This is a genomic window from Pseudoalteromonas sp. ATL1, assembly GCF_058933015.1.
The window spans coordinates 2,867,331-2,891,261 of sequence record NZ_JBZYXL010000001.1; the positions used below are offsets into that span (position 1 = coordinate 2,867,331).

General features: G+C 43.0%; 2 protein-coding genes (1 of these 2 cut by a window edge). Both read right to left on the minus strand.

All coding sequences use genetic code 11. From position 1 onward, the window contains the following. Positions 1-13,644, minus strand: a complete 13,644-nt coding sequence (locus AC5FX4_RS12775) for an amino acid adenylation domain-containing protein (protein ID WP_493606761.1) — start codon at positions 13,642-13,644, stop codon at positions 1-3. Beyond that, a protein-coding gene (locus tag AC5FX4_RS12780; RefSeq protein WP_493606762.1) for an amino acid adenylation domain-containing protein crosses the window boundary here: on the minus strand, positions 13,641-23,931 show its 3' portion. 5,405 nt of this gene lie beyond the right edge of the window; only the last 10,291 of its 15,696 coding nucleotides appear in the window; its start codon lies beyond the right edge, outside the window — the gene reads right to left on this strand; it ends in the stop codon at positions 13,641-13,643. Before AC5FX4_RS12780 ends, AC5FX4_RS12775 begins: the two co-directional genes overlap by 4 nt.

Consider the following 23,931-nt stretch of genomic DNA (forward strand, 5'->3'; position numbering starts at 1 on the left):
TCACTTATTTTTTATTTGGTTCGCCTGAGCGTATGTAGTTATCATTTGCTCAACATGAGCTGCTATCGACTCAACAAATTGCGCTGTTAGCATGGTTAAATGCCCTCCCGACACATCAGCTATGTCAACATGCTGCGAAACACACACAGATAAATGCTGTGCAATTTCTGATTGAGGCAATTTCGCCAAAATACCTTCTTTTGCCCGTATCAGACTCACCTTGCCGTTAAACTTTTGATGCGGTAAATAGGCGTTGTACATATTAAATTGTGCTCGTACGAGTGATAACAACGACTGAACAAAATCATATCCTTGCGCCTTATCAGTTTGCGTTAAGTCACTTAATTGCTGTTGGTAAAGCTGCTCGAAGGCGTCTTCACTTTCATTGCTATCTTGATCATTCGTTATGGTGCCCGCAATACGCTGCACATACTTTGCGGCGCTTTGCGTTCCCCGCACGACATCTGGTAAATAAATCAAGCTATCAAACAAAATTAGTTCAACTGACTTACCTAATTTTTCCAAAGCGACAGCCATTTCGAAAGCTATCGCCCCACCAAATGAATGCCCCGCTATCACATAATGCTCTCTTGGTTCTTGCGATAGCAACTCATCTACATAGCTTGAAACCACCTCGTCAAAATTAACATGTAAAGCTTGCCCATCACTGAGCCCTTGCGGTTCAAAAGCTAATAACCTGATCTTTTGATTTAACGCATGACCTAATGCTTGATAAGACATAGGCAATAAACCAGCGGCTGGGACGCAAACCACTTCATATTTTGCTGAAGCTGAATTGAGAGGAACCAATGAGCGTGAATGCCCACTGAGTTTTGATGCTCCTTGCTCAATATATGCCGCCAACTTTCCAAGCGTGTTATGTAAAAACAAATGGCGGATGCTAATATTTACACCATAAAGCTCGTTTACTTTTGATACAAGCTTAATCGCCAAAATTGAATGGCCTCCTAAGTCAAAAAAGTTGGCTGTTGTACTAATTACATTCACATCAAGTTCAAGTAATTGAGCTACCAATGCAACAATTCGGCTTTCACAGTCTGTCTTTGCTGCTAGAAAATTACTATCTGCTTGATATTGAGGCTCAGGTAAGCTTCTTTTATCAACTTTACCATTCGCTGTTATTGGCACTTGAGCAATCAACATAAACACACTGGGCACCATAAAGTCAGGCAAAGAGTCTTTAACATCACTGCGCAATTGCGCAATAAATTCGGCTTGATCCATCGTCGTTAGATCGACAACCTGCTCAGGCACAACATAAGCTATTAAACGTTGCTGCGCGCTTGAGGTATGGGCTATGACAACTGCATTAGCTACTTTGGGTTGTAATTTGAGACGGTGTTCTACCTCTCCCAACTCAACCCTAAAGCCACGAATTTTGATTTGATCATCATTGCGTCCTAAATACTCAAGCTCTCCTGACGCAAGCCAACGTACCCTATCACCAGAACGATACAGTTTCTTTCCTGTTTGTTCATCGATAATAAAACGCTCAGCGCTAAGTGCATCCTGTTGCCAATAGCCTCGGGCTAAGCTTTGCCCCCCAATGAGCAACTCTCCTGGCACACCAATTGGTACGGGTTTGAAAAAAGAATTCACAACGGCGACGATATTGTTCGCCGTCGCTCGCCCAAGAGTAAGTGGTTGTTGTGCTTTCACCTCACTGAATGTAGTGACAACCGTTGATTCAGAAGGGCCATAGGCATTAACGACTTTACAAATATCAGTCCACTGCCACGCTAATTGCGGATCGCACGCTTCACCGCCAACGACTAACACTTGTAGCGCGTAAGATTGTTGAACAGGGAGTTGAGCAAGCATTGCTGGTGGTATCAATGCATGTGTGATCTCATGCTTTTGGAGATACCGTGCTAAGTCCTGTGCTGAAAGCCTAACATCTTGGTCACATAAATAAAGCGCTGCACCATTCGTTAATGCTAGCAACCAGTCCCACGTTGCCGCATCAAAACTAAACGAAGAAAATTGCAGTACCCTACAATGTGACGAAATTGCAAAACTGCGTTGCTGTTCGACCATTAAGTTCACCAAACCTTGATGAGTTAACATCACCCCTTTAGGTTTACCAGTAGAGCCTGACGTGTACACCATATAGGCAAGATCTTGTATCGTGAGTAAACGCTCAGCTCGAGTCACATTGCTATCTGACAGGTCACTAAATAAAACATCTCTAAACTCTTTATCCAAAGGCAATACTGTTAATTCCGATAGGAAAGGCAAGGTTTCTAGCACTTCAGTTTGAGTCAGCACGATCTCAATTTGCGAATCTTCGACCATGTTTTGCAGGCGTTGCTCTGGATAGTTTGGGTCAAGTGGTAAGTAGGCACCGCCTGCTTTGAGTACAGCCAATAGACCTATCAGCATTTCAACACGACGCTGCATACAAATACCTACTATGGTATTGGCTACCACACCTTGTTCAATGAGGTAACGTGCTACTTGATTTGCTGCACTATTTAACTCTCTGTAACTCATGGTTACGTCATCGGCTAGCACCGCCAACGCATCTGGATTTTGCTCTGCAAACCGCTCAAACACTTCATGCGCAAAAGAATCGGGTAACTCAAGAGGGTTATGATTCCACTGTGCAATTTGAGTTAAGTCTTTGACTGGTGTGATGTCAGCATTCAGTACTGGCAGTTGTGGTGCGTTAATAAATGCATCCACAGCCATTTCAAAACTTTGTGCAATGCGTTCGATTGTTTGTTGTTCGAACAAACTCGTTGCATATACCCAACGCACATACAAGCCATCTTGATTTTCACGCATGTGTACTTCGATATCATACCTTGCCTGCTGAGATTGACGTTCTATGCGACTAACTTCTACATTGTCTATCTCAACCTGACTCATTTCATGACTATGGTACGTAAAACTTAGTTGATACAGAGGGGTATAGGCCAGTGAACGCTCTGGTTTAAGCTCTTCGACTAATGCTTCAAAGGGTAATGATTGGTGTGCAAAAGCATCTAATGTGGTGTTTTTAACTTGTTCAAGCAATGTCACAAAAGATGGGTTCTGTGATAAATCGTTTCTTAACACCAAACTATTCACAAAGAACCCAATCAATGGCTCAAGATCTTTATGCTGACGCCCCGCAATAGGGGTACCTAGAACAATATCTGTGTCACCGCTCCAATGAGCATATACGACGTTCAGTACACTCTGTAGCAGCATAAATTGGCTCACGCCTTGTTCATTAGCCAGTTGATGTAATGCAGCAACTTTCTTCGCATCGAGAATTCGAACTATGTGCGCCCCTTGAAATTGCTGACGTGCAAGTCGACTATTATCCAATGGCACACCGTGTACTGTTGGCAATCCTGTCAGCTTGCCTTTCCAGTATGCCAAATCAGCTTGTAGTGTTTCATTGCCTAACACTTCGCGTTGCCAGTACGCATAATCAGCATATTGGATAGGTAAAGGAGGTAAAGTTGAGGGCTTTTGCTCGCTATGATTTTTGTACAGAGACATAAACTCTTTTGCCAACACATTCATTGACCAACCGTCCGATGCAATATGATGCGTTGACAAGATCAATGCACTCTCGTCACTCGGTAAGTTAACCAAGATACAGCGCAACATTGCATCTTTTGTTAGGTCAAAAGCGGTATTAGCATCCTCTTTTATCAAGCGCAGTAGTGCATCATTGGCATCATTGGCAGACAGAGCAGATAAATCAGTCTGCTTTATATTCGCCGATCTTTGCGCATGGATCACTTGTATCCCTTGTCCCTGCAAATTGGTATACGTAGTGCGCAAAATTTCATGCCGTTGCATTAAAGAATTAAATACCCTTTGCAACACGTCCACATCAAACTCGCCTGAGAACTTGAGCGCAACTTGCATATTGTATTGCGCACTCGCACCTTCTAATTGGTAAATAAACCACAGTCTTTGCTGTGAAAATGACAGTGGAATTGACTCATTTCTATCTACTTGTCCAATGGCGCTAAAACAAACTTTTCCTAAACCATCCACATAGTTCGCAAATGCATTTAAGCGAGAATGTTCAAAAATGGCGCGAATTGGCACTTCTTTATTGAGACTGTGTGCTATATGCGACATCATTTGCGTAGCTAATAGCGAGTGTCCACCCAACTCAAAAAAATCAGCATTAGCACTTACCTCGTCAATGTTGAGCATATTGGACCAAAGTGCTGCCAATGTAATTTCCGTGGCAGTTTGCGGCGCGATATAATCATCCAATGCTTGGTGTTTGGGCAGAGGTAATTTTGCTTTATCCACCTTACCGTTACTGGTAAGGGCAAAATCATCCACCACAGTAAATGATGCAGGCACCATGTAATTTGGCACATGCTTAAGCATATGCTTACGCCATTGTAGTATCGCTGCGCTTTCAACAACCTCAAGTGGCCGCGCTAACTTTACATAAGCCGCCAACTGCATATTGCCCGATGAAGTATCGACCACAACCACACCTTTACTTACATCGGCGTGCATTGCTAACACCTGCTCAACTTCCCCTAATTCAACTCTAAAACCACGGAGCTTCACTTGAGAATCTTTACGGCCGATAAACTCAAGCTCACCTTTACTGTTTCGTTTAGCTAAATCACCTGTGTAGTAATATCGCTCTCCATCGGTATGAATTCTAAAGCGCTCAGCAGTTAAAGCATCATCCAAATAGCCCCTCGCTAAACCTGCCCCACCAATGCGTATTTCACCGACCACCCCAATAGGTTGCTGTTCACCAGCGTCACTTACAACATCAACAACCACGCCGTCCAAAGCACAACCAAGTACAATATTTTCATTGGCATTAATGTAGGCATGCGTCGCAGCAACGGTGCCTTCAGAAGGACCATATGAATTACTTACACGATACTTTTTCGCCCATTGCCACGCGAGTTTTTGATCGCAGGCTTCACCAGCAACGATCAAATCTTGTAGTTGATAATTACATTCGTATGGTACATGCATTAACAATGCAGGCGGAATAGCGCCATGGGTGATGCGATTTGCCAACAAAAACTCTGATAAATGCAATGCAGATAGACGTTGCTGCTGATCACAAATATGTAAGCTTGCACCATTGCCAAGTGCCCACAACCATTCGAATGTAGCCCCATCAAAACTCAGTGAAGCAAATGCCATGACACGGCTTTGATGATCTGTTGGATAATAACGCTTTTGGTTTATATGTAGGTTATTTAGCCCTTTATGGCTTAATAATACCCCTTTTGGTTTACCAGTTGAACCTGAGGTAAAGATACAATAAGCGAGATGTTGTGACGTTAAGCCAATATCCTGTTTACTGATATTTTCATCACTCATACCACTTAATAATGCCTCTGCAAATTCAGTATCCATTGGCAACACTTGGTATTCAGACAATACAGAAATTGATTCAAGCACCGCATTCTGAGCGAGTACCCACTCAACATGCGCTTCTGTAAGCATGGTTTCGATGCGCTCTTCTGGATATTCTGGATCAACAGGTAAATACGCACCACCCGCTTTTAGCACCGCTAATATCGCAACCACCATTTCAACCGAACGCTCGACGCAAATAGCCACGAGCATATCTGGCTTAACCCCTTGATTTATTAAGAAGTGTGCTAAACGATTTGCCTCTTTATTTAATTGAGTATAACTTCGCAGCTCACCATCAAAGTTTACGGCAAGTGCATCAGGTTGCTGCAGCGCCCAATACTCAACCAACTCATGAGCTAACTGAGACTCCGCTTGTTCAGCAAATTGACCGCGATATTTTGCCAGCAACTGATGCTCATCACGGGGTAAAATATTGAGTGTCGCAATGGGCTGATGTGGCGCTTCAACAATGCTGTTTAACAAACGTAAAAAACTTTTAGAGAAACGATTGATAGTTTGCTCATCAAATAGTGCGCTCGCGTATAGCCAACGTATGTGAATACCTTCCTCGCTCAACGAAATATTAACGTGTATATCCACATCAATCGTCGATATTTCCTTGCCAAAAGTTTCAATATCGATGTTTTCCAGCGTCAGGTCAGGCGTTGTATTGCTCTGCATGGCAAGCACTATCTGAAATAGTGGCGCGTGGTTCATATGACGTTCGGGATTAAGACGCTCGACCAGCATATCAAACGGAGTATGTTGATTGGCAAATGCATCAATAACCATTTGTTTTGAGTGCGCTAATAAATCACTGAAGCTTTGTTGATGATCAATTTGATTACGCAATACTAAGTTGTTAACAAAAAAGCCAATGAGAGGTTCTAACTCCGCACGGTTTCTTCCCGCTATGGGGGTTCCTATCACAACATCCGTTTCATTACTCCAACGAGAAATTAAAGTTGCTAAAGCGGCTTGCAACAGCATAAATAAGCTAACTTGCTGCTCATTCGCCAACCCCTTTAGCTTTTCAGCTAACACATGTTCAATGACTTGTGCATAACGTCCAGCGGTCACTGTTTGATGGTTGGGCCTTGCTCTGTCTAGCGGCAATGAGTGGCTCACAGGCAAATCTTTTAACTGTGCTTGCCAATATTGCCATTCCTGTTGCAAGACTTTGCCATCACCGGCGCGACGTTGCCAGTTAGCATAATCACCGTATTGAACGTGTAAAGGGGGTAAGTTATGAGGTACACCCAAAGTAAATAATCGATAAAAAGCAATCAGCTCTTGGCTTAAAATCCCTTTAGACCAGCCATCCGTTGCAATATGATGAACGGTAATAAACAATACAAAATCATCTTCACCGCACTGCGCAACCGCATAACGAATACTAGGTTCATTGTACAAATCAAACACATATTGCATTTGCTGCTTTGCCGTATGCTTTAGTCGTAGCTCTTGTTCCGTGTCAGTCAGCCCTTGTAAATCAATCAACTCTGGGCTCAATTTACATGACTCTAAAACAACTTGTGTCGCCTCATCCGCACTGTCATCGTAAATAGTGCGCAAAATAGCATGACGCTCAACAATCGCATTTATCGCTTTTTCAACTGCAGATAAGTCCAATGCCCCCTTACAACGCAATACGATAGACTGATTATTCTGCACTTTGTTTTCTTGAAGCTTATTAACAAACCACAAACGTTGCTGCGAATATGACAACGGCATTTTGTCCTCTTCGCTCGGTATAATAGGCGTATTATCGTCATCAATATCATTCATATCCATGTAAGCGGCCAGTTCGCTCAAAATTGGATGCTCAAAAATACATCTCACTGATAGTTGTTTTTGCAATTGTTTGTTGATGTCATTGACGACACGCGTAGCCAGCAGTGAATGGCCACCAATCTCAAAGAAATTATCGCTGGCGTTCACTAAATCCACTGCCAACACTTTTAGCCAAATATCCGCTAAACGAAGCTCTGTCTCACTTTGAGGTTTTCTCGCTAGCTTATTATTTGTAATTTGGCTCTGTATAAGCGCTCGTCGATTAATTTTCCCATTGGCTGTTAATGGCAACTCATTCAACAACGCATAGTGTGTTGGCAACATATATTGAGGTAACGACTTTTTAAGCGTGGATTTTACTTGCTCTAATGCACTGGCTGAATGTTCATCCTGAAGCACCAAGTAAGCAACCAAGTAGCGCTGCTCTTCCTCACCCTGTACCAAAACCACCGCTTCTCGGACCCATTCACAACGTGCCAGCCGACTTTCAATTTCGCCAAGTTCAATCCGAAAGCCGCGAATTTTAATTTGGTTATCTGCACGTCCTAAACATTCAATATCACCACTGGGTAATAAACGCCCTAAATCTCCAGTTCGGTAAACTCGAATACCATTATCAAGTTCAAAAAATTTCTCAGCACTAAGCTCGGCTTGCTGCCAATACCCATTTGCAAGATTATCGCCATAAACACATATTTCTCCCGGTACGCCTACCGGTTGTATGCATTGCTTATCTAAGATTAGCAACCCATTATTCGCAATTGCCTTACCAATTGGCGCAGTTGTGTGAGTGATCTTCGTATTTATTTCATAAAAGCTCACATCTGACATTGTCTCAGTTGAGCCATATAGGTTCACAATACGGACGTGTAAAAATCGCTTCGCGATATCATTTGCAAGCGCGCCGTACATGGGCTCACCACTTAAAAACCAATAACGCATCGCATGTAACTTGGTCGCTATTTTTGGCACATGGTAAAGTGCTCGAGCCAACGATGGTGCTGTAACTAATCTAGACACTTTATGCTGTGCCAAAGTATCACTGAGTACATTTTGATCAAGCACTACTTCGCGTTCGATCAAAACGGCCGTGGAACCGGCCACTAATGGCGTAAACATTTCCCATACGGAACGGATAAAGGCCGAGCTGGTCACAATAGCAGTCACTTCCCCTTGCTCGAATGGGAATGCATGCAACATCCAATAGATACGATTCGCCAGCGAACGATGGCTACCGATCACACCTTTTGGATCACCGGTCGTACCAGATGTGTATATTATGTGAGAAGCCGAATTACCTGTAATATCTGGCCATTGTGCATCAACTTGCTCAGTACCGTTACTTGTTAGCGTCACTTGAAAAGTTTCTACATCCGTAGGTAAATATGATACTAAGGCCTTCTCTGTTAACACTAACCGCGCGCCCACATCATTTAAGATATAGGCAATTCGGTCGCTCGGAAACTCTGAAGAAATAGGCACATACACTGCACCTATTTTTAATATGCTCAATGCTGCAACTAACCATTCACAGCGACGCGTCATCAACACTGCAACATGATCACCTGGCTTGATCCCTCTATGGATAAGGGTACAACCCAAGTGTTCGGCTTGCTGACACAATTGCTGGTAACTCAATTCACGTCGTCCATCTCGCAGCGCAATTTTACTCCCCTGCGTTTGTGCATGTGACCATATCTGCGGCACAATAGATGCGGGTACACTTAACGCTTCACTTTGCTGATAGCAAGTCAATGCATCCTGTTCATGTACAAGAGGAATATCAAACACGCCTTGTTGTGGTGCCTCCATGACTTGTGCTAATAAATATTGGAAACAATCATTTAAACGTTGAATGTTTTGCTTTGAAAACAATGCACTGCGGTATGACCAACTAAAAAACAATTGCTTGCCCATATGACGCACATAAAGTGTCAAATCTGCTTTGGCTAATTGGGCTTTATCTTCTTGAAACCAAGGTTCGATACGCAATGATGACGCCATTTCACTTTCAGCGCTGTATGGTTCTTTTTCAAATACATTCAATAAGATCTGTACGATAGGGTGATAACTCAAACTACGTTGGGGCTTGAGCTCGTCAACTAACATGTCAAATGGCACTGTGTCATTAGAGAACGCATCGAGGATAGTTTGTTGATTTTGCTTAAGTAGGACATTAAAGCTTGGGTTATCGGAAATCACTGTCCGTAACACCAAAGTATTAAGAAAAAAGCCAATTAATGGTTCAACTTGCTGTTGTTGCCTACCAGCCGTAGGCGCACCAATAACAATGTCACGCTCACCGCTAAATCGCGCCACCACAACGGATAACAAGGTTTGCATAAACGCAAATAATGTCACCCCCTGAGTTTGACAAAAAGCTTTTAGCTTCGTAGCTTGATGTTCATCTAAAGTATGAACCCATTGCTCACCAGCAAAGTCTTGTTGCGCCGTTCTAGGTTGATCTAAGGGTAAATTGTGTACCGTAGGGATCCCCGCCAGTTGATTTTTCCAGTAGTCTAGCTGTTGACTTAACCCCTGCTCACCTATCTGCTGGCGCTGCCACACTGCGTAATCAGCATATTGGATAGAAAGTGGCGAAAGCTGCGCTTGATGTCCTTCCACTTCAGATTGATAAAAAGCACTCAGCTCTTTGTTAATAATGGCATTTGACCAACCATCGCAAGCAATGTGGTGCACAGTTAAAATTAATACATGGGTTTGTACTGATAAGCGGACTAATCCGACTTTCACCATCATGTCATGTGCCAAATCAAACGCATATTGAGATTGCGCATCCACGTGTTTTTTTACTTGTTCAAACTGTTCATGCTCGTGCAGTGCGCTCAAGTCAAATTGCTCAATGCTAATCTTCGTGGGTGCTAATACAATTTGCATTGGCTCACCATCTATCTGTCGATATACCGTGCGCAATATCTCATGTCGCGTGATCAACGCATTGATGGCACTGTGCAATGCCTCTACGTCAAGATGACCTGTAAGCTTCAAGGCACTCGACATATTGTATTGTGGACTTGCCCCTTCAAGTTGATCAATAAACCACAAACGCTGCTGTGCAAACGACAATGGTAAAGGGTTGGATTTTGACTGGGTGGTAATTTGTAGTTTGTCTGCGCTTTTAAACTCATCAATATACTGAGCTAAGTCGGCGAGCACACGATGTTCAAATAAAGCTCTAACTGCAATTGGCTTTGAGAAAAGTCGAATGATCTCACTCACCACACGAGTTGCCTTTAAAGAGTGTCCTCCTAACTCAAAAAAATTTGCAAACCGCCCAACGTCCTTAACTCCGAGAATATTCGACCAAATATCAGCCAACATTCGTTCAGTATCCGTTTGTAGCGGCTCAAACATATGCGCCTTTTGTTCAGGTTTTAATAAGGCATTTTTGTTCACCTTACCATTGGCACTCAGTGGCATCGCCTCGACAAATTCAATACTAGTTGGCAGCATGTATTCCGGTAAACGTGTGCTCAAAAAAGCCAACAAATGAGCACTTTTCGGCTCACCACTTGCAACCACATAGGCAACCAACTGTGCGTCCTCTTCCTCTCCCCAGACTTTAACGACCGCTTCGCTTATCTGTTCGTGACTAACGAGTAACTGCTCAATTTCACCTAATTCAATGCGATAACCTCGTACTTTTACCTGATCATCAATACGCCCAAGAAACTCAAGATTCCCTTCTTCTAACCAACGAACCTTATCGCCAGTGCGATACACGAGTTCATTGTGCAATGTATTAATCTGAACAAATTTTTGTTCGCTGAGCGCTTCTTGCTGCAAATACCCTTTTGCAATACGCCTTGTTCCGATACATAATTCACCAGGAACGCCAATGGGTGCTAAGTTACCTGTGGCATCCAGCACAAATAAACAAGTATTCGGTAACGCTTTACCTATGGGTAAATTCGCAAATTCTGTGCCGTGTTCAATGTCATAAAGATAAGATGTAACATTGAAACAAGTGGCACCGACGACCGTTTCTGTGGGGCCATAGTGATTATAGATGGTGGCCTGCTCAAAATGCGCTTGTAACGTCTTTGCCAGCTGGACAGGGAATTTCTCACCACCTATCACAAAGGTATGGGCTTGTTGACTTCTTAATCCAGTCAGTAATGGCAGTACCGCTCTCAAATGCGAAGGTGTTAACCGGATAAGACGTTGCTGCAAAGATTCATTTTTGAGTGCCCTGGCTAATTGCGTTATCTCATCATCTTCGCTTATCAAACACACATTTCCACCATTAAGTAGTGGGACATATAAGCCTGGAATAGACAAATCAAACGTCACAGCACTGGCAACAAGCGAACCATTTTGTGGATAATGAAGTTGAGAAGAAATTAAACAATAATCCAACAGCCCTTCATGCGTGACCTGTACTCCTTTTGGTTTACCTGTAGAACCGGACGTATAAAGCACATAAGCGATATCGGATAAAGTGACGGAGTTTTTAATCGCCGTATATTCATGCAACCAATTTTTATCAAGTGCCGCACCATCTAAGAATATCGCGTCGACACCAGAGACCGCAGGCAAATTTTGTGAGCGCTCTTGTAAAATAACCTCTATTTGCGCATCTTTTATTACTTCGCTTAAGCGTTGTGTTCCAAAACTTTCACTCAGCATGACATAAGTCGCACCTAGTTTTTGTATTGCCAATAATGCAATCAACAACTCCACTGAGCGCTGTAAATAAACACCGACTCGCTCTTGAGGTTCAACACCAGACTCTTCCAATACACTTGCCAATTTACCCGCTTTCTCATTAAGCTGCTGATAGGTCAATGAGATCTGTTGAGCATTTGCGCCGATAAAGGTTATAGCCTCGGCAGAAGGAGTTTGCTGTACTTGTTGTTCAAACTTATCAATCAAAGGTTGGGTACGGCCCTCTTCAGCTACTTCACCAGTCCCCCATTGCAACAGTTGTTGTTTACTTTGATTATCCAGTAACATCAGTTCGCAAAGTTTAGCATTTGGCTGAGCTGCCATGTTACTTAACAATAACTCGAACGCTTGAACCATGCGCTTCATATGCGTTTCATCAAACAAGTCTTCTTTATAAGACCAACCAAGGTAAATGCCTTTCTCAGAGGCTTTGGCGGTCAAATCTAAGTCAAAACGCACTTGATCACCGTCTTTTTCAATGGGTGTAAAATCCACTTCTGGCAGTTCAAGACTAGACGATTCAAAGTTTTGCAATACGAACTTAATTTGACATACGGGGTTGTAAGCTAAAGTACGTTCAGGGTTCAGTGCTTCAATGAGTTGTTCAAAAGGCAGTTTATCGTGATGAAATGCTTCCAACACCGTCGTTTTTGTTTGTGCTATTAGTTCATTCACTGTCATTTGATCGTTAACTGTTGAACGAAGCACTAAGGTATTGATAAAAAACCCTATTAATCCTCTTGTCTCTGGCTGTTCTCGTCCTGCATGTGGCACCCCAATCACAATATCTTGCGATGCACTGAAGCGCGCAATCAAAGCTGCAAACGCCGCTTGCATTACCATAAATAAAGTAGCTTCATGACAATTTGCTAGCTTCATTAAAGCGTTATACACATTTGCATCAAGCATTCGATGCAAACGCTTAGCGTCATAGCGCTGTTTCGCGGGACGAGGTTTATCTAAAGCTAAATTATGAACTTGTGGGATCCCCGCTAGCTTTTCTAACCAATAGGCTAAATCATGCTGCAAATTTGAACCGACACTTTCATGGCGTTGCCAGTATGCAAAGTCTTTAAATTGCAGCGGCAGTGGCGTCAGCTCTAACGATTCACTGCGCGAGTATGCTTGATAGAATTGGCTAAATTCTTTCACAAAAATACCCATGGACCAGCCATCGGCAGCAATGTGATGCATAGTGAACACCACAACTTTTTCTTTGTTGTGCAATTCCAATATTTTGCACCGCAACATTGGATCGTTTGCTAGATCAAATGCTCGCTGAGTTTCTTGTTGGATCACATGCTTTAGTGCATCACTCTGGTTTATATCTAAGAGCTGTGTTTCTAAAGGCACTGACACCGCGTCAAGCACACGTTGCACAGGTACACCTTCTTTGTCTATGAACACAGTTCTAAGTACTTGATGTCGATCTAACATCCTACTCAGTGCACATTTCAAAGCCGCAATATTCAGCTCGCCATTAACCTTTAGAGCATAAGACAAATGGTATTGGCTACTATTTTGTTCCAACTTATCAATAAACCACAGTCGCTGCTGAGAATATGACAATGGATAAGTTTCACATTCCGGTGCTCTTTTTAAATGATTCTGCTGGACATTGACTGGGCTAAACCAAGCAATAATATCTTGCTTATATTGTTTTAATTGCGACTTCAGCTCGTCAGTTAAATTGCCATGTTCATCGCTAATCAAGAGTTTATTATTTTTAACAATCAGTTTGATCTGCTTGCTTTTACATTCTTCAAGTGTAGAGATAAATTTCATAGTTCAATAAGTTCCTGAGCGTTGTCTGTGTCCATATCATTCAAAGAGAGCGCTTGCCTTAGCTCATGCTGCGCGCAACTGTCTTCTATGAGTTTCGCCTGCGCTTGAATGGTGTTGTTTGCAAAGATATCCATCACAGATAGATTGACAGCAAAGTGTGCGTTCAGCTCACTATTCAATCTGGCCACTAATAAAGAATGCCCTCCAAGTTCAAAGAAACTGGTGTTAACGCCAATTTCATCTTCTGCTAGGTTTAATAATGCACTCCAGTAATGAGCTAATTGTTTTTCTGTGTCAGTTTGTGGTGCCTGATAGTGTTGTGTTGCAGTAAAGTCAGCATCCGGTAATGCTTGTTTATCGATTTTGCCATTCACTGTCAGTGGCCATGCATCCATTGCAATAATTGCACTAGGCACCATGTAATCGGGTAGCACTGTCAGTAAGTAATGTCGTAATTGTCCAATCTGTTTTTCTTCAATGGCTGAGGTAGTTTGCGCAACCACATAAGCGATGAGCTTATTGTCACCAGTACTTCCTTGCTTAGCTACCACCACACTTGATGCAACTTGAGGCAGCAAATTAAGCTGAGATTCAATCTCACCTAACTCAATTCTAAATCCACGGATCTTAACCTGTTCATCATTGCGACCAAGATAAAGTAACTCCCCGTTGTTGCTGAGCTTAGCCAAGTCTCCCGACTTATACATGCGGGTGTATCCAAGTGTTCGCATGTGCTCACTGGCAAATGGGTTATCGATAAAGCGCTCGGCGCTTAACTGTGGTTTGTTTAAATAACCACGCGCGACTCCGCACCCACCGACATAAATTTCACCGGCAACTCCTTGTGGAACAGGGTTACCATGTCCATCTAATAAATAAATGGGTAAATCACTCAGCGCTAAACCAATGTTTGAGCTACCTAAATCGGTTGGTGTAATATGCTTATACGTAGAATGTACTGTGGTTTCAGTGATCCCGTACATGTTAATAAATGCAGGCTTATCAACCTCATAATGCTGCCACCAACTTATTAAGTCTTCTGTTCTGAGCGCTTCACCACACATTACGATATACTGCAATGATGCCAGCGGATAGTCACCAGTAATGGCAGTTTGACTGAGCATTTTGAATGCACTGGGCGTTTGTGTTAACGATGTAACCTGCTGCGCTTGGCACAATGATAAAAATGCGGCTGGATCGCGCGTTTGTGCATAACTTGGGATCACCAGTTTGCCACCATGCAATAAGGCCCCCCAAATTTCCCACACACTGGCATCAAAGGCTGTTGAGTGAAACAAGGTCCACACATCGTTTTGGCTATATTTAAACTGCGTGGTGGTTGCGCTGAATAACCGTGCCACATTGTTATGAGTCACCAACACCCCTTTAGGGTTACCTGTGGTTCCTGACGTATAAATAATATAAATCAGTTGCTCATCATCAACATGTTCCAGAGTTATGTTGTTACTCGACATAGTGGCTAACTGAGCATCAATTTCATCCAAGCACATTGTTTGGATCTCTAAAGTTGCTAAGTTCTTCGCAAGCGCCGAACTGGTTAATAACAACTCAAAGCCACTATCATTGGCGATGTACTCAATACGCGACTGTGGGGCAGCTGGGTCCAATGGAATATACGCGCCACCCGATTTTAAAATCGCTAATATTGCAACTATCACATCCAAGCTTCGTGTAAAGCAAATCCCCACAAAGTCACCTTGCTGCACACCTTGTTGCTGTAAATAATGGGCTAGCCGATTAGCCTGTTCATTCAACGCTTGATAAGTTTTTGTCTGATCATCATGCCACAGCGCAGTATTGTTAGGATATGCCTCCACACATTGCTCAAATTGCTGATGCACAAGTGCCGTCGGGCGCTCAACTACCTTAAATGTTTGCAGTCTTTGATGGAGTGCATACTCCTCTTGGCTAATAAATACGGGATATTTATTCTCCTCTAAAGCCTGAGGCATTAGCAGCAATATTTGCTTAAAATGCTGCAAAAGTCGCTCTATTGACTCCTTATCAAACAAATCCGCTCTATAGCCTAATTTGATGTTCAACGTTAACCGTAAAGATGCAATGACACTAAGCTTAAAAGTTGTGTGCTCAGTGTTTGACAAAGATTCGACTTCAAAAGGCGCATTTTGAGAGTCATCCCGCATTGCCGCATCAATAGGATAGTTTTCAAATACCAGTAAGCTATCAAATAACGCTTGTCCCAAACGCACTGCACTTTGTTTTTGGATTTGCAGCAAAGATAAATAGCCAAACTGATTTGATGTTTGAAAAGACTGTTGAAGTACCTGTATCGAACTTGCTATGTCCGGTGAGGTGGCAAAAGATGCTTTTACCGGTATGGTGTTGATGAACATACCCACCATTTGCTCAATACCTTCCACCTCAGCAGGGCGTCCAGAAATCGTGGCCCCAAATACAACGTCTGACTCTCCACTATAAGAGTGCAACAAATAACCCCAAGCCCATTGCAGTAAAGTATTGATCGTGGTTTTTTGCTGCTGCGCTAAACCTTGTAAGACATGCGTTTGTTGCTCAGTAAACTGCAACTGTAATTGATTAAACTGATTATCAGGTTGTACAGATGCAGGCTCAATGATCAAAGGTGTTGGATGAGTAAACTCTCCTAGCATATCCCGCCAATGCTGCTCGGCAAGCGCTACATCGCTGTTCTTAAGCCACTGCACGTATTTGGCATAACTTGGTGCAACATCGAGTCCTTGTGTACATCCATCCAACCTAGCTTGATACGCTCGCAACACGTCTCGATATACAACAGGAATACTCCAACCATCGAGCAAAATATGATGCAAGGTCCATAAAATTTGATATCGGTTGTCATTGAGTTGGATCACATACCATCGACATAGGGGCGCATTAGTAAACTCAAAACCTACATTTCTATCTTCAACTTTAAAGCGCTCAAACTCGCTACGTTGTTCATCTTCACTGAGGTGACGCCAATCTATGTATTGCCACTGTAGGTTAACATGCGACAGCACCATTTGATGAATGCTATCAACATCCCCCACAAATGCAGTGCGTAAAATATCATACCGTTGCACCACATCTTGCCATGCTTGTCTGAATAATGTGATGTTTAACTCACCACGAATAATCGGGTGGATTTGTACCGTATAAGAAGATTTATCAAGTAGATATTCAAAATACAAGCCCGATTGCATCGGCGTTGCAGGATACAAATTATCAAGCTCATTGTAGCGCTGTTGCAACTCATCCAACTCATTAATTGAGATATTGGCCAGCGGAAAATCAGACGGCGTAAAACTACCTTTATCCTGACTAGTACAATGCTCTATCACCTTCTCTAATGCTATTTCGATACTATGCGACAACGCGTACATCGTTTTATCCGCATAATGTTCACTTGAGTAAGCCAAAGAAAACTGTAACTGTCCGCCCACCACTTTACCCGTTAGGGTTAGTAATGCGGCACGCTGGCGCTCCAAGCTCACTTGAGGTCCTATTGATTCATCAGCTACTTGGAATTGAGTTTGCTCGTTAACCACCTGATCAAATTGCCCCAAATAGTTAAACATCAACTGAGGTAGATGCTGGTCAGCCGCTGCAATAATGTCACTGTCTTGTGCTAAATACCTAAGCAAACCATAACCAATCCCATTGTTTGGAATGGCACGATATTGTTCCTTAATGGCTTTGATCATCTCACCAACATCGGAGCAAGTCGCATGCAATGTCAATGGATAAATACTGGTAAACCAACCCACCGTTTGTGTTAGATCTATATCATTAAAGAGATTTTCCCTACCATGACCTTCTAAGGTGATAGTCAGCCTAGAACACGGTTGCCATTGAGAAATCCCCAAATAAACCGCTGCGAGCAATAATTCGTTGATTGTTGTACGGTAGGTGCCATTACATTGTTGTATAAGCTGATTAGTTAAAGCCGACGACAATCCAATATGCAAGCGCTTAGTCGAGGCAATTTTACCAGTCCCTTTTGCCACATAGTCCGTTTTAAAAGCCAGCTCCCTGTCACCACATTGTGACAACCAGTAAGATTTTTCTGCGGGTAGCAATTGCTCTAAAGCATACTGCTCAAGCCGGTCTGCCCAAAGTTGATAAGAACTTGTTTTTGCAGGAAGTTTAATAGTCCCATCCAATTGATATTGAGCAAAAGCCATTTCAATATCTTTGAGTAACACCCGCCATGATACGCCATCAACTACAATATGATGCACGGCAAGTAACAATCGACCAGATTGCTCACTGGGTAATTGTGAACAATCAAAATACACGGCACGGATCAAGGGTCCGGTTTCCAATGAGAACTGTGTTTGCCAGTAGCGACTTCGCTGTTCAATGTCTTGCAAACTCGTCACCGTCTCTGTGATACAAATCGCATCTAGCAACGCCTCATCTAAAGACTGATAATGCGCAATCCAACGCCCATTTTGTTGCGTAAAACTCAACCTAAGAGCATCATGACGTGCAACGGTCGCTGCCATAATAGCCATCAGTACATCGCTTGAGAAAGCCTCCGGCAACTTTAATAACACAGTTTGATTAAAGTGATGACGTGCAACTTCATCACCCGATAAGAAGTAATGGTGAATTGGCATGAGTGTCTGTTGCCCGTGCAATGCGTGTTGAGATGCCAACACCTCTTCGGTAGAACCAGCAACACTAGCAAGTTGCGCAATTGTTTGGCTTTCAAACAACTGTTTAGTGCTAATAAGCACTCCCTGCTCGTTGGCTCTTGAGACAACTTGAATGGATAAAATAGAGTCGCCCCCTATTTCAAAAAAGTTATCATTCACACCAACTTGTTCAAGCCTTAAAACATCTTGCCAAATTTGTGTCAACGCAACCTCAACCTCATTACTTGGCGGTACGTATTCAAGCAAATTATCAAAGTTCGGCTCAGGCAATTTTGACTTGTCAATTTTGCCATTAGCATTTAATGGCAACTCATTCATCACCACAAATACGGCTGGCACCATGTAATCAGGTAAGCTTTGCTTTAAGTAGCTTTGCAGCGCTTTTACAAACACATGTTCATTATATGACTCAGATGATTCGTTAAGTACAATGTATCCTACCAAACGGTTGATTAAACTGTCCTTTTTGGCAACAACACATGCATTGTTCACTTCTGGGTGAGTCAATACGCTGTTTTCAACTTCACCCAGTTCAATACGGAACCCCCTGATTTTCACTTGGTCATCCATACGCCCAACGTACAACAAATCACCTGACGGTAAGACTCGAACCATATCTCCACTGCGGTACATATTGCCCTGCTGTGTGAAGTGATCAGGCACAAATCGCTGTGCACTAAGCTGAGGCTGGTTCATATATCCACGCGCAACCCCATAACCAGCTAAGTACAACTCACCTATCGTGCCCATTGGCACTGGGCGCATTCGCTCATCCAGCACATAATGGCTAGATCCATTTATTGATTGACCTATTGGGAAACCAAAATTCGTCGTATGGCAAATTTCAAACGCTGTACTAAACGTGGTATTTTCAGTGGGTCCGTAAACATGTACAAAATGTGCCGGCTTACCTGCGGTCAAAATACGTTCTACTGCTGCGTTATCTACAGCCTCACCACCAAATAGTAAATAGTCTAAGGTCGCAAAGCCGTGTGGTGCAACCAACGACATTTGATTCAAAATAGCGGTGGTAACAAATAAGATAGCAACATCATGTTGCGCTAACGTGGCACTTAACTTTTGAGGATCCAACAAGGTGTCTTTTGCTATATAGTGCAACGTCATTCCATTGCTCAACGCGCCCCACACTTCAAATGTGGCGGCATCAAAGGACGCATTTGAGGCCTGTGCCATCACCTTACCCAACTCGTAACTGACAAAATCAGTGTTACTGACTAATCGCACTATATTTGCGTGTTCAACCATCACACCTTTTGGTTGTCCTGTAGAACCAGATGTATAGATCACGTAAGCAAGCTGATCGGCTGCTATTTCAACGGCAAGATCGCTGGCATCATATCCTCCCCAAACCGCGTCTCTGAATTGGAGGTCCAATGGGATCAACATAGTTTCTTCAAATATCGATAATGATTCCATCACTGATTGTTGAGTAAGCACCACATCAATACCAGCATCCAATATCATATAACTCAAACGTTCTTGCGGGTAATCTGGGTCTAACGGGACATAAGCGCCACCCGCTTTCAAAATAGCCAACATGCCAATGAGCATTTCAATTGAGCGCTCCACACTCAATCCAACCAATGTCTCTTTTGTTACGCCAGATTCAATAAGAAAACGCGCCAGTTTATTTGCTTGTGCATTCAATTCACCGTAGCTCATTTGCTCGCCATCAAAACAAGCCGCAACTTGTTCAGCATGACGCTGTGCTTGATGCTCAAACAACTTAACCACTGAGCTTGATTGCAAAGGTTTAAGTGACTTTTCGCTATTTGCCACTGCATCGCAACTCAGGTGCAGTGCTTGTATGCTTTTTCCTTCCGTCATAGGAAGTTGAGTTAGAATTAGGGAAAAATCATTAAGCAGATGATCAATACTCAAATCTGAAAATTCGTCACTTGGATACTTGCATTGAATATGGATCTGCTGCCTAACTCCCACACTCAACGACAATTTATAGGTCGTTTCTTCATAGCTTTCATTATCAGTGATCTCTAACCCTGACTCCCCTACTGCCGCCGATGATGCGGCCTCAATCGGGTAATTACTGATCACCAATAAGTTATCAAACAATTGCGTTCCCGCACGCAACTTGGATTGTTTTTGGATATCAACCAAGGAAAGATAGGCATGATCACTACATGCCTGAAACTGCATTTGTATTTGTTGCAGCTGTGTTTCAAGCGAAACGTCTTCTGCGAAGTCGATATTGAATGGAATAGAATTAATGAATAGCCCAACTAACTCTTCAATGCCGTCAACTTGAGCAGGACGACCAGACAAGGTGACCCCTATGACCACTTCAGGTTCTTGACTATAGCGATGTAACAAATATGCCCACGCCAGTTGGATCAAGGTATTAATGGTAACGCGTTGACGCTGAGCATAAACTTGTAAGGCAGCAAAAGCCTCTTGGTCAAGGGTGACAGAGCGACTACGAATTTGACGTTCAGTGGATGTACCGAGTTTATCAATCACCAAAGGCGTTGGCGCTTCTATATGAGATAAGCGGTCACGCCAAAACACCAAAGCTTGATCTTTTGATTGCTGCGCCAACCAAACCATATAATTTTCATAAATAGGGGCGGGTTTTAGAACTGGCTGCTGATTGTGGCTTAGAGCCTGATAACATTGCATAAGTTCTTTGAAAAGCAGCGGTAAAGACCAGCCATCTGACAAAATATGGTGATGGCTCCAAAGGAGCTGGTAGCTATCCTCAGTTAAGCGGATCAATACTACACGCATCAACGGTGCCACACCAAAATCAACACCTTGTGCGCGCTCATGGGCACGTAACATCGCAAAGTCTTGACGTTGCTGTACCTGTGATTTATCACGCCAATCCAGCTGCTGCCAAGGCAATATAGCATGTTGATTTACTAACTGGTGTAGCGCTTGATCACACTCAACAAAAACAGTTCTAAAGGTATCGTGTCGCTTTATGATGTATTGCCATGCCTGTTTAAAGGCATTCACATCCATATCTCCTTTTAATATCGGGTAATGCTGTGTGACATACGATGACTTGTCTATTTGTGCATGAAAGTAAAGCCCTGATTGCATAGGCGTTGCAGGGTATAAACGCACAAGTTGAGGATAATGTTCCTGCAATTGATCTAAACGGTGTTGTGTAACATGGGCCAGTGGAAAGTCTGACGGTGTATATACTTGGTTCGATAATTGACAACAATGCTCTAAAACTGTCTCAATCCCCAAGCGCAGATGGTCAACAAAAGATTGCATGGTTTGTTGATCATATTGCTCATCGCTATACTGAAATGACACTTGTAACTGACCGTTTGCTACCAGACCTTTAAATATTAAACCGTGACGGCGTGTTCGCTGCGCACTACTTGTTGCACCGTGACGTTCAGGTGCAAAACCAAATACAGGCGCAACATCACTAGATGCACCTTGATTTATTTGGCCCAAATAATTAAAGGTAAAAGATGGCTCATTATTTTCTGTCCAGGCGAAATCAGTATCAACCATTTGCAGTGCGCCAAAGCCAAAACCACGCATAGGGACTGCGCGCACTTGCTCTTTAACTGCTTTGATCACTTCTGAGGTGCGCATATCTTCACTGTGTAGTGCTAACGGATAATGCGTTGTAAACCAGCCCACTGTTTCTGTAGTATCTAAGTGTTCAAACAAGTCTTCTCGACCATGTCCTTCTAGCTTAATTCGAACTCCTTGATTGCCAGTCCAGTTATACACACCAAGTAACACACCACTAAGCAGTAATTCATTAATCTGTGTATGATACGTTTGGTTAGCTTGTTCAAGTAACCGTGCTGTCTGTGATGTTGATAATTCAAATCCACAACTTTGCGTACTCGCTTGACTGCCGTGCCCACATGTTTCCCTATCTTTAGGGAGCACAGGTAAACTTGGTTCAAGTTGCTTTAACCAATACTCACGTTGCGTAACCAAGACATCGCTATTAGCCCATTGCACAACTTGATTTGCGAAGGCACTAAATGATGACGTTTTCACACCAAGGTGTACCGGCAATCCTTGCTGTACTTGCTGATACGCTTGCTCTAAATCTGCTAAAATAACGCGCCATGATACAGCATCCACCACGATGTGATGAGCAACCAGTAACAAACGGGATTGTTGTTTATGTTCAAAAAATACGACCCTAAACAATGGCCCTTGTTCCAAATCAAACTGAGTTTGCCAATACTCACAGCGTTGTGTCACTGTGTGAGTAAAATCTTGCGTTTGAGAGATAGTCTCGACTTGATAGCTTTGCGCTAACATGTCGTCGTCAAATCTTTGGTGCCAAGCTTGCCATTGTTGTTCAACACATTTGAAACGCAGCCTCAATGCATCATGTCGCGTTAGCAATGCAGTAACAATATTAGGTAATACACACGCTTGTAATGACGTTGGCACTTCAAGCAATACAGCTTGATTAAAGTGGTGTAAATGGGTGTGTTCTGCTTGCAAAAAGTTTTTCTGTATAGGTAGCAGCGCACACTCTCCAGACACGAAGCCCTGCTCACAAAACTTTTGCACACGATCACTGATCTTAGCTGCCAACTGCGCGATGGTTTGACACTCAAATAGCTGACGCGTTGACAATGACAAACCCGCTTTAGCAGCGCGTGAGACCACTTGAATACTCATTACGGAGTCGCCACCGATTGCAAAGAAATTATCTTCAATGCCCACATTTTCTAGGTTTAACACCCCTTGCCAAATAGCAACAAGTTGTTTTTCAAGCTGCGTACGCGGCGCAACATAATGGCTTTGTGTAAAGCTAGGTTTAGGGAGTGCCTTAGTGTTAACTTTACCATTTGCCGTCAGGGGAAAAGTGGTAAGAAACTCAAAACATGTCGGGATCATATAATGCGGTAATGATTGCTGTAAAAATGCTTGCAGTACCTGAGTCGACACTGTTGCGCGACTCACCACGTAAGCGCACAGTATCTGTTGTTCAGCGACGTCGACAATACGAACTACCACTTGTTCAACATCAGGGTGCGCAATCAAATGTTGCTCAATGTCACCTAATTCTATGCGATAACCACGCACTTTAACTTGGCTATCTAAGCGACCAATAAATGCTAAATTCCCGCATGGTAACCAACGCACTTTATCGCCGGTGCGGTATAGTCGCTCTCCTGCAACAAATGGATTTTCAATAAACTGTGCCGCACTCAGTTCAGGTTGCTTTAAGTAGCCTTTAGCCACTCTTAGTCCACCAATATATAGCTCGCCGGGCATACCAACAGGTACCAATTGATATGATTCATTCAACACATAAATAGAGGTATTCGGTAAAGGTTTACCAATAGGTAATACGCTACTCGTAAGCGTTGCTTTTGATGGTAGTTCATAGCAAGTTGCACCAACTACTGTCTCAGTTGGCCCATAGTGATTATATATTTTTGCCTGTGGAAAGTGAGTGCGAAGAGTGAAAGCCAAACTCGCATCAAAACGTTCCCCTCCAACCACAAAACTATGCGCCAATGAAGACTGACACTGTTCAATCAAAGGTAACAACCCGCGTAAATGAGAAGGAGTTAAACGCACCAATCGCGCGCCAAGATCTTCATTCATTAAACATTGTGCTAATTCCTCAAGATCCCCATTT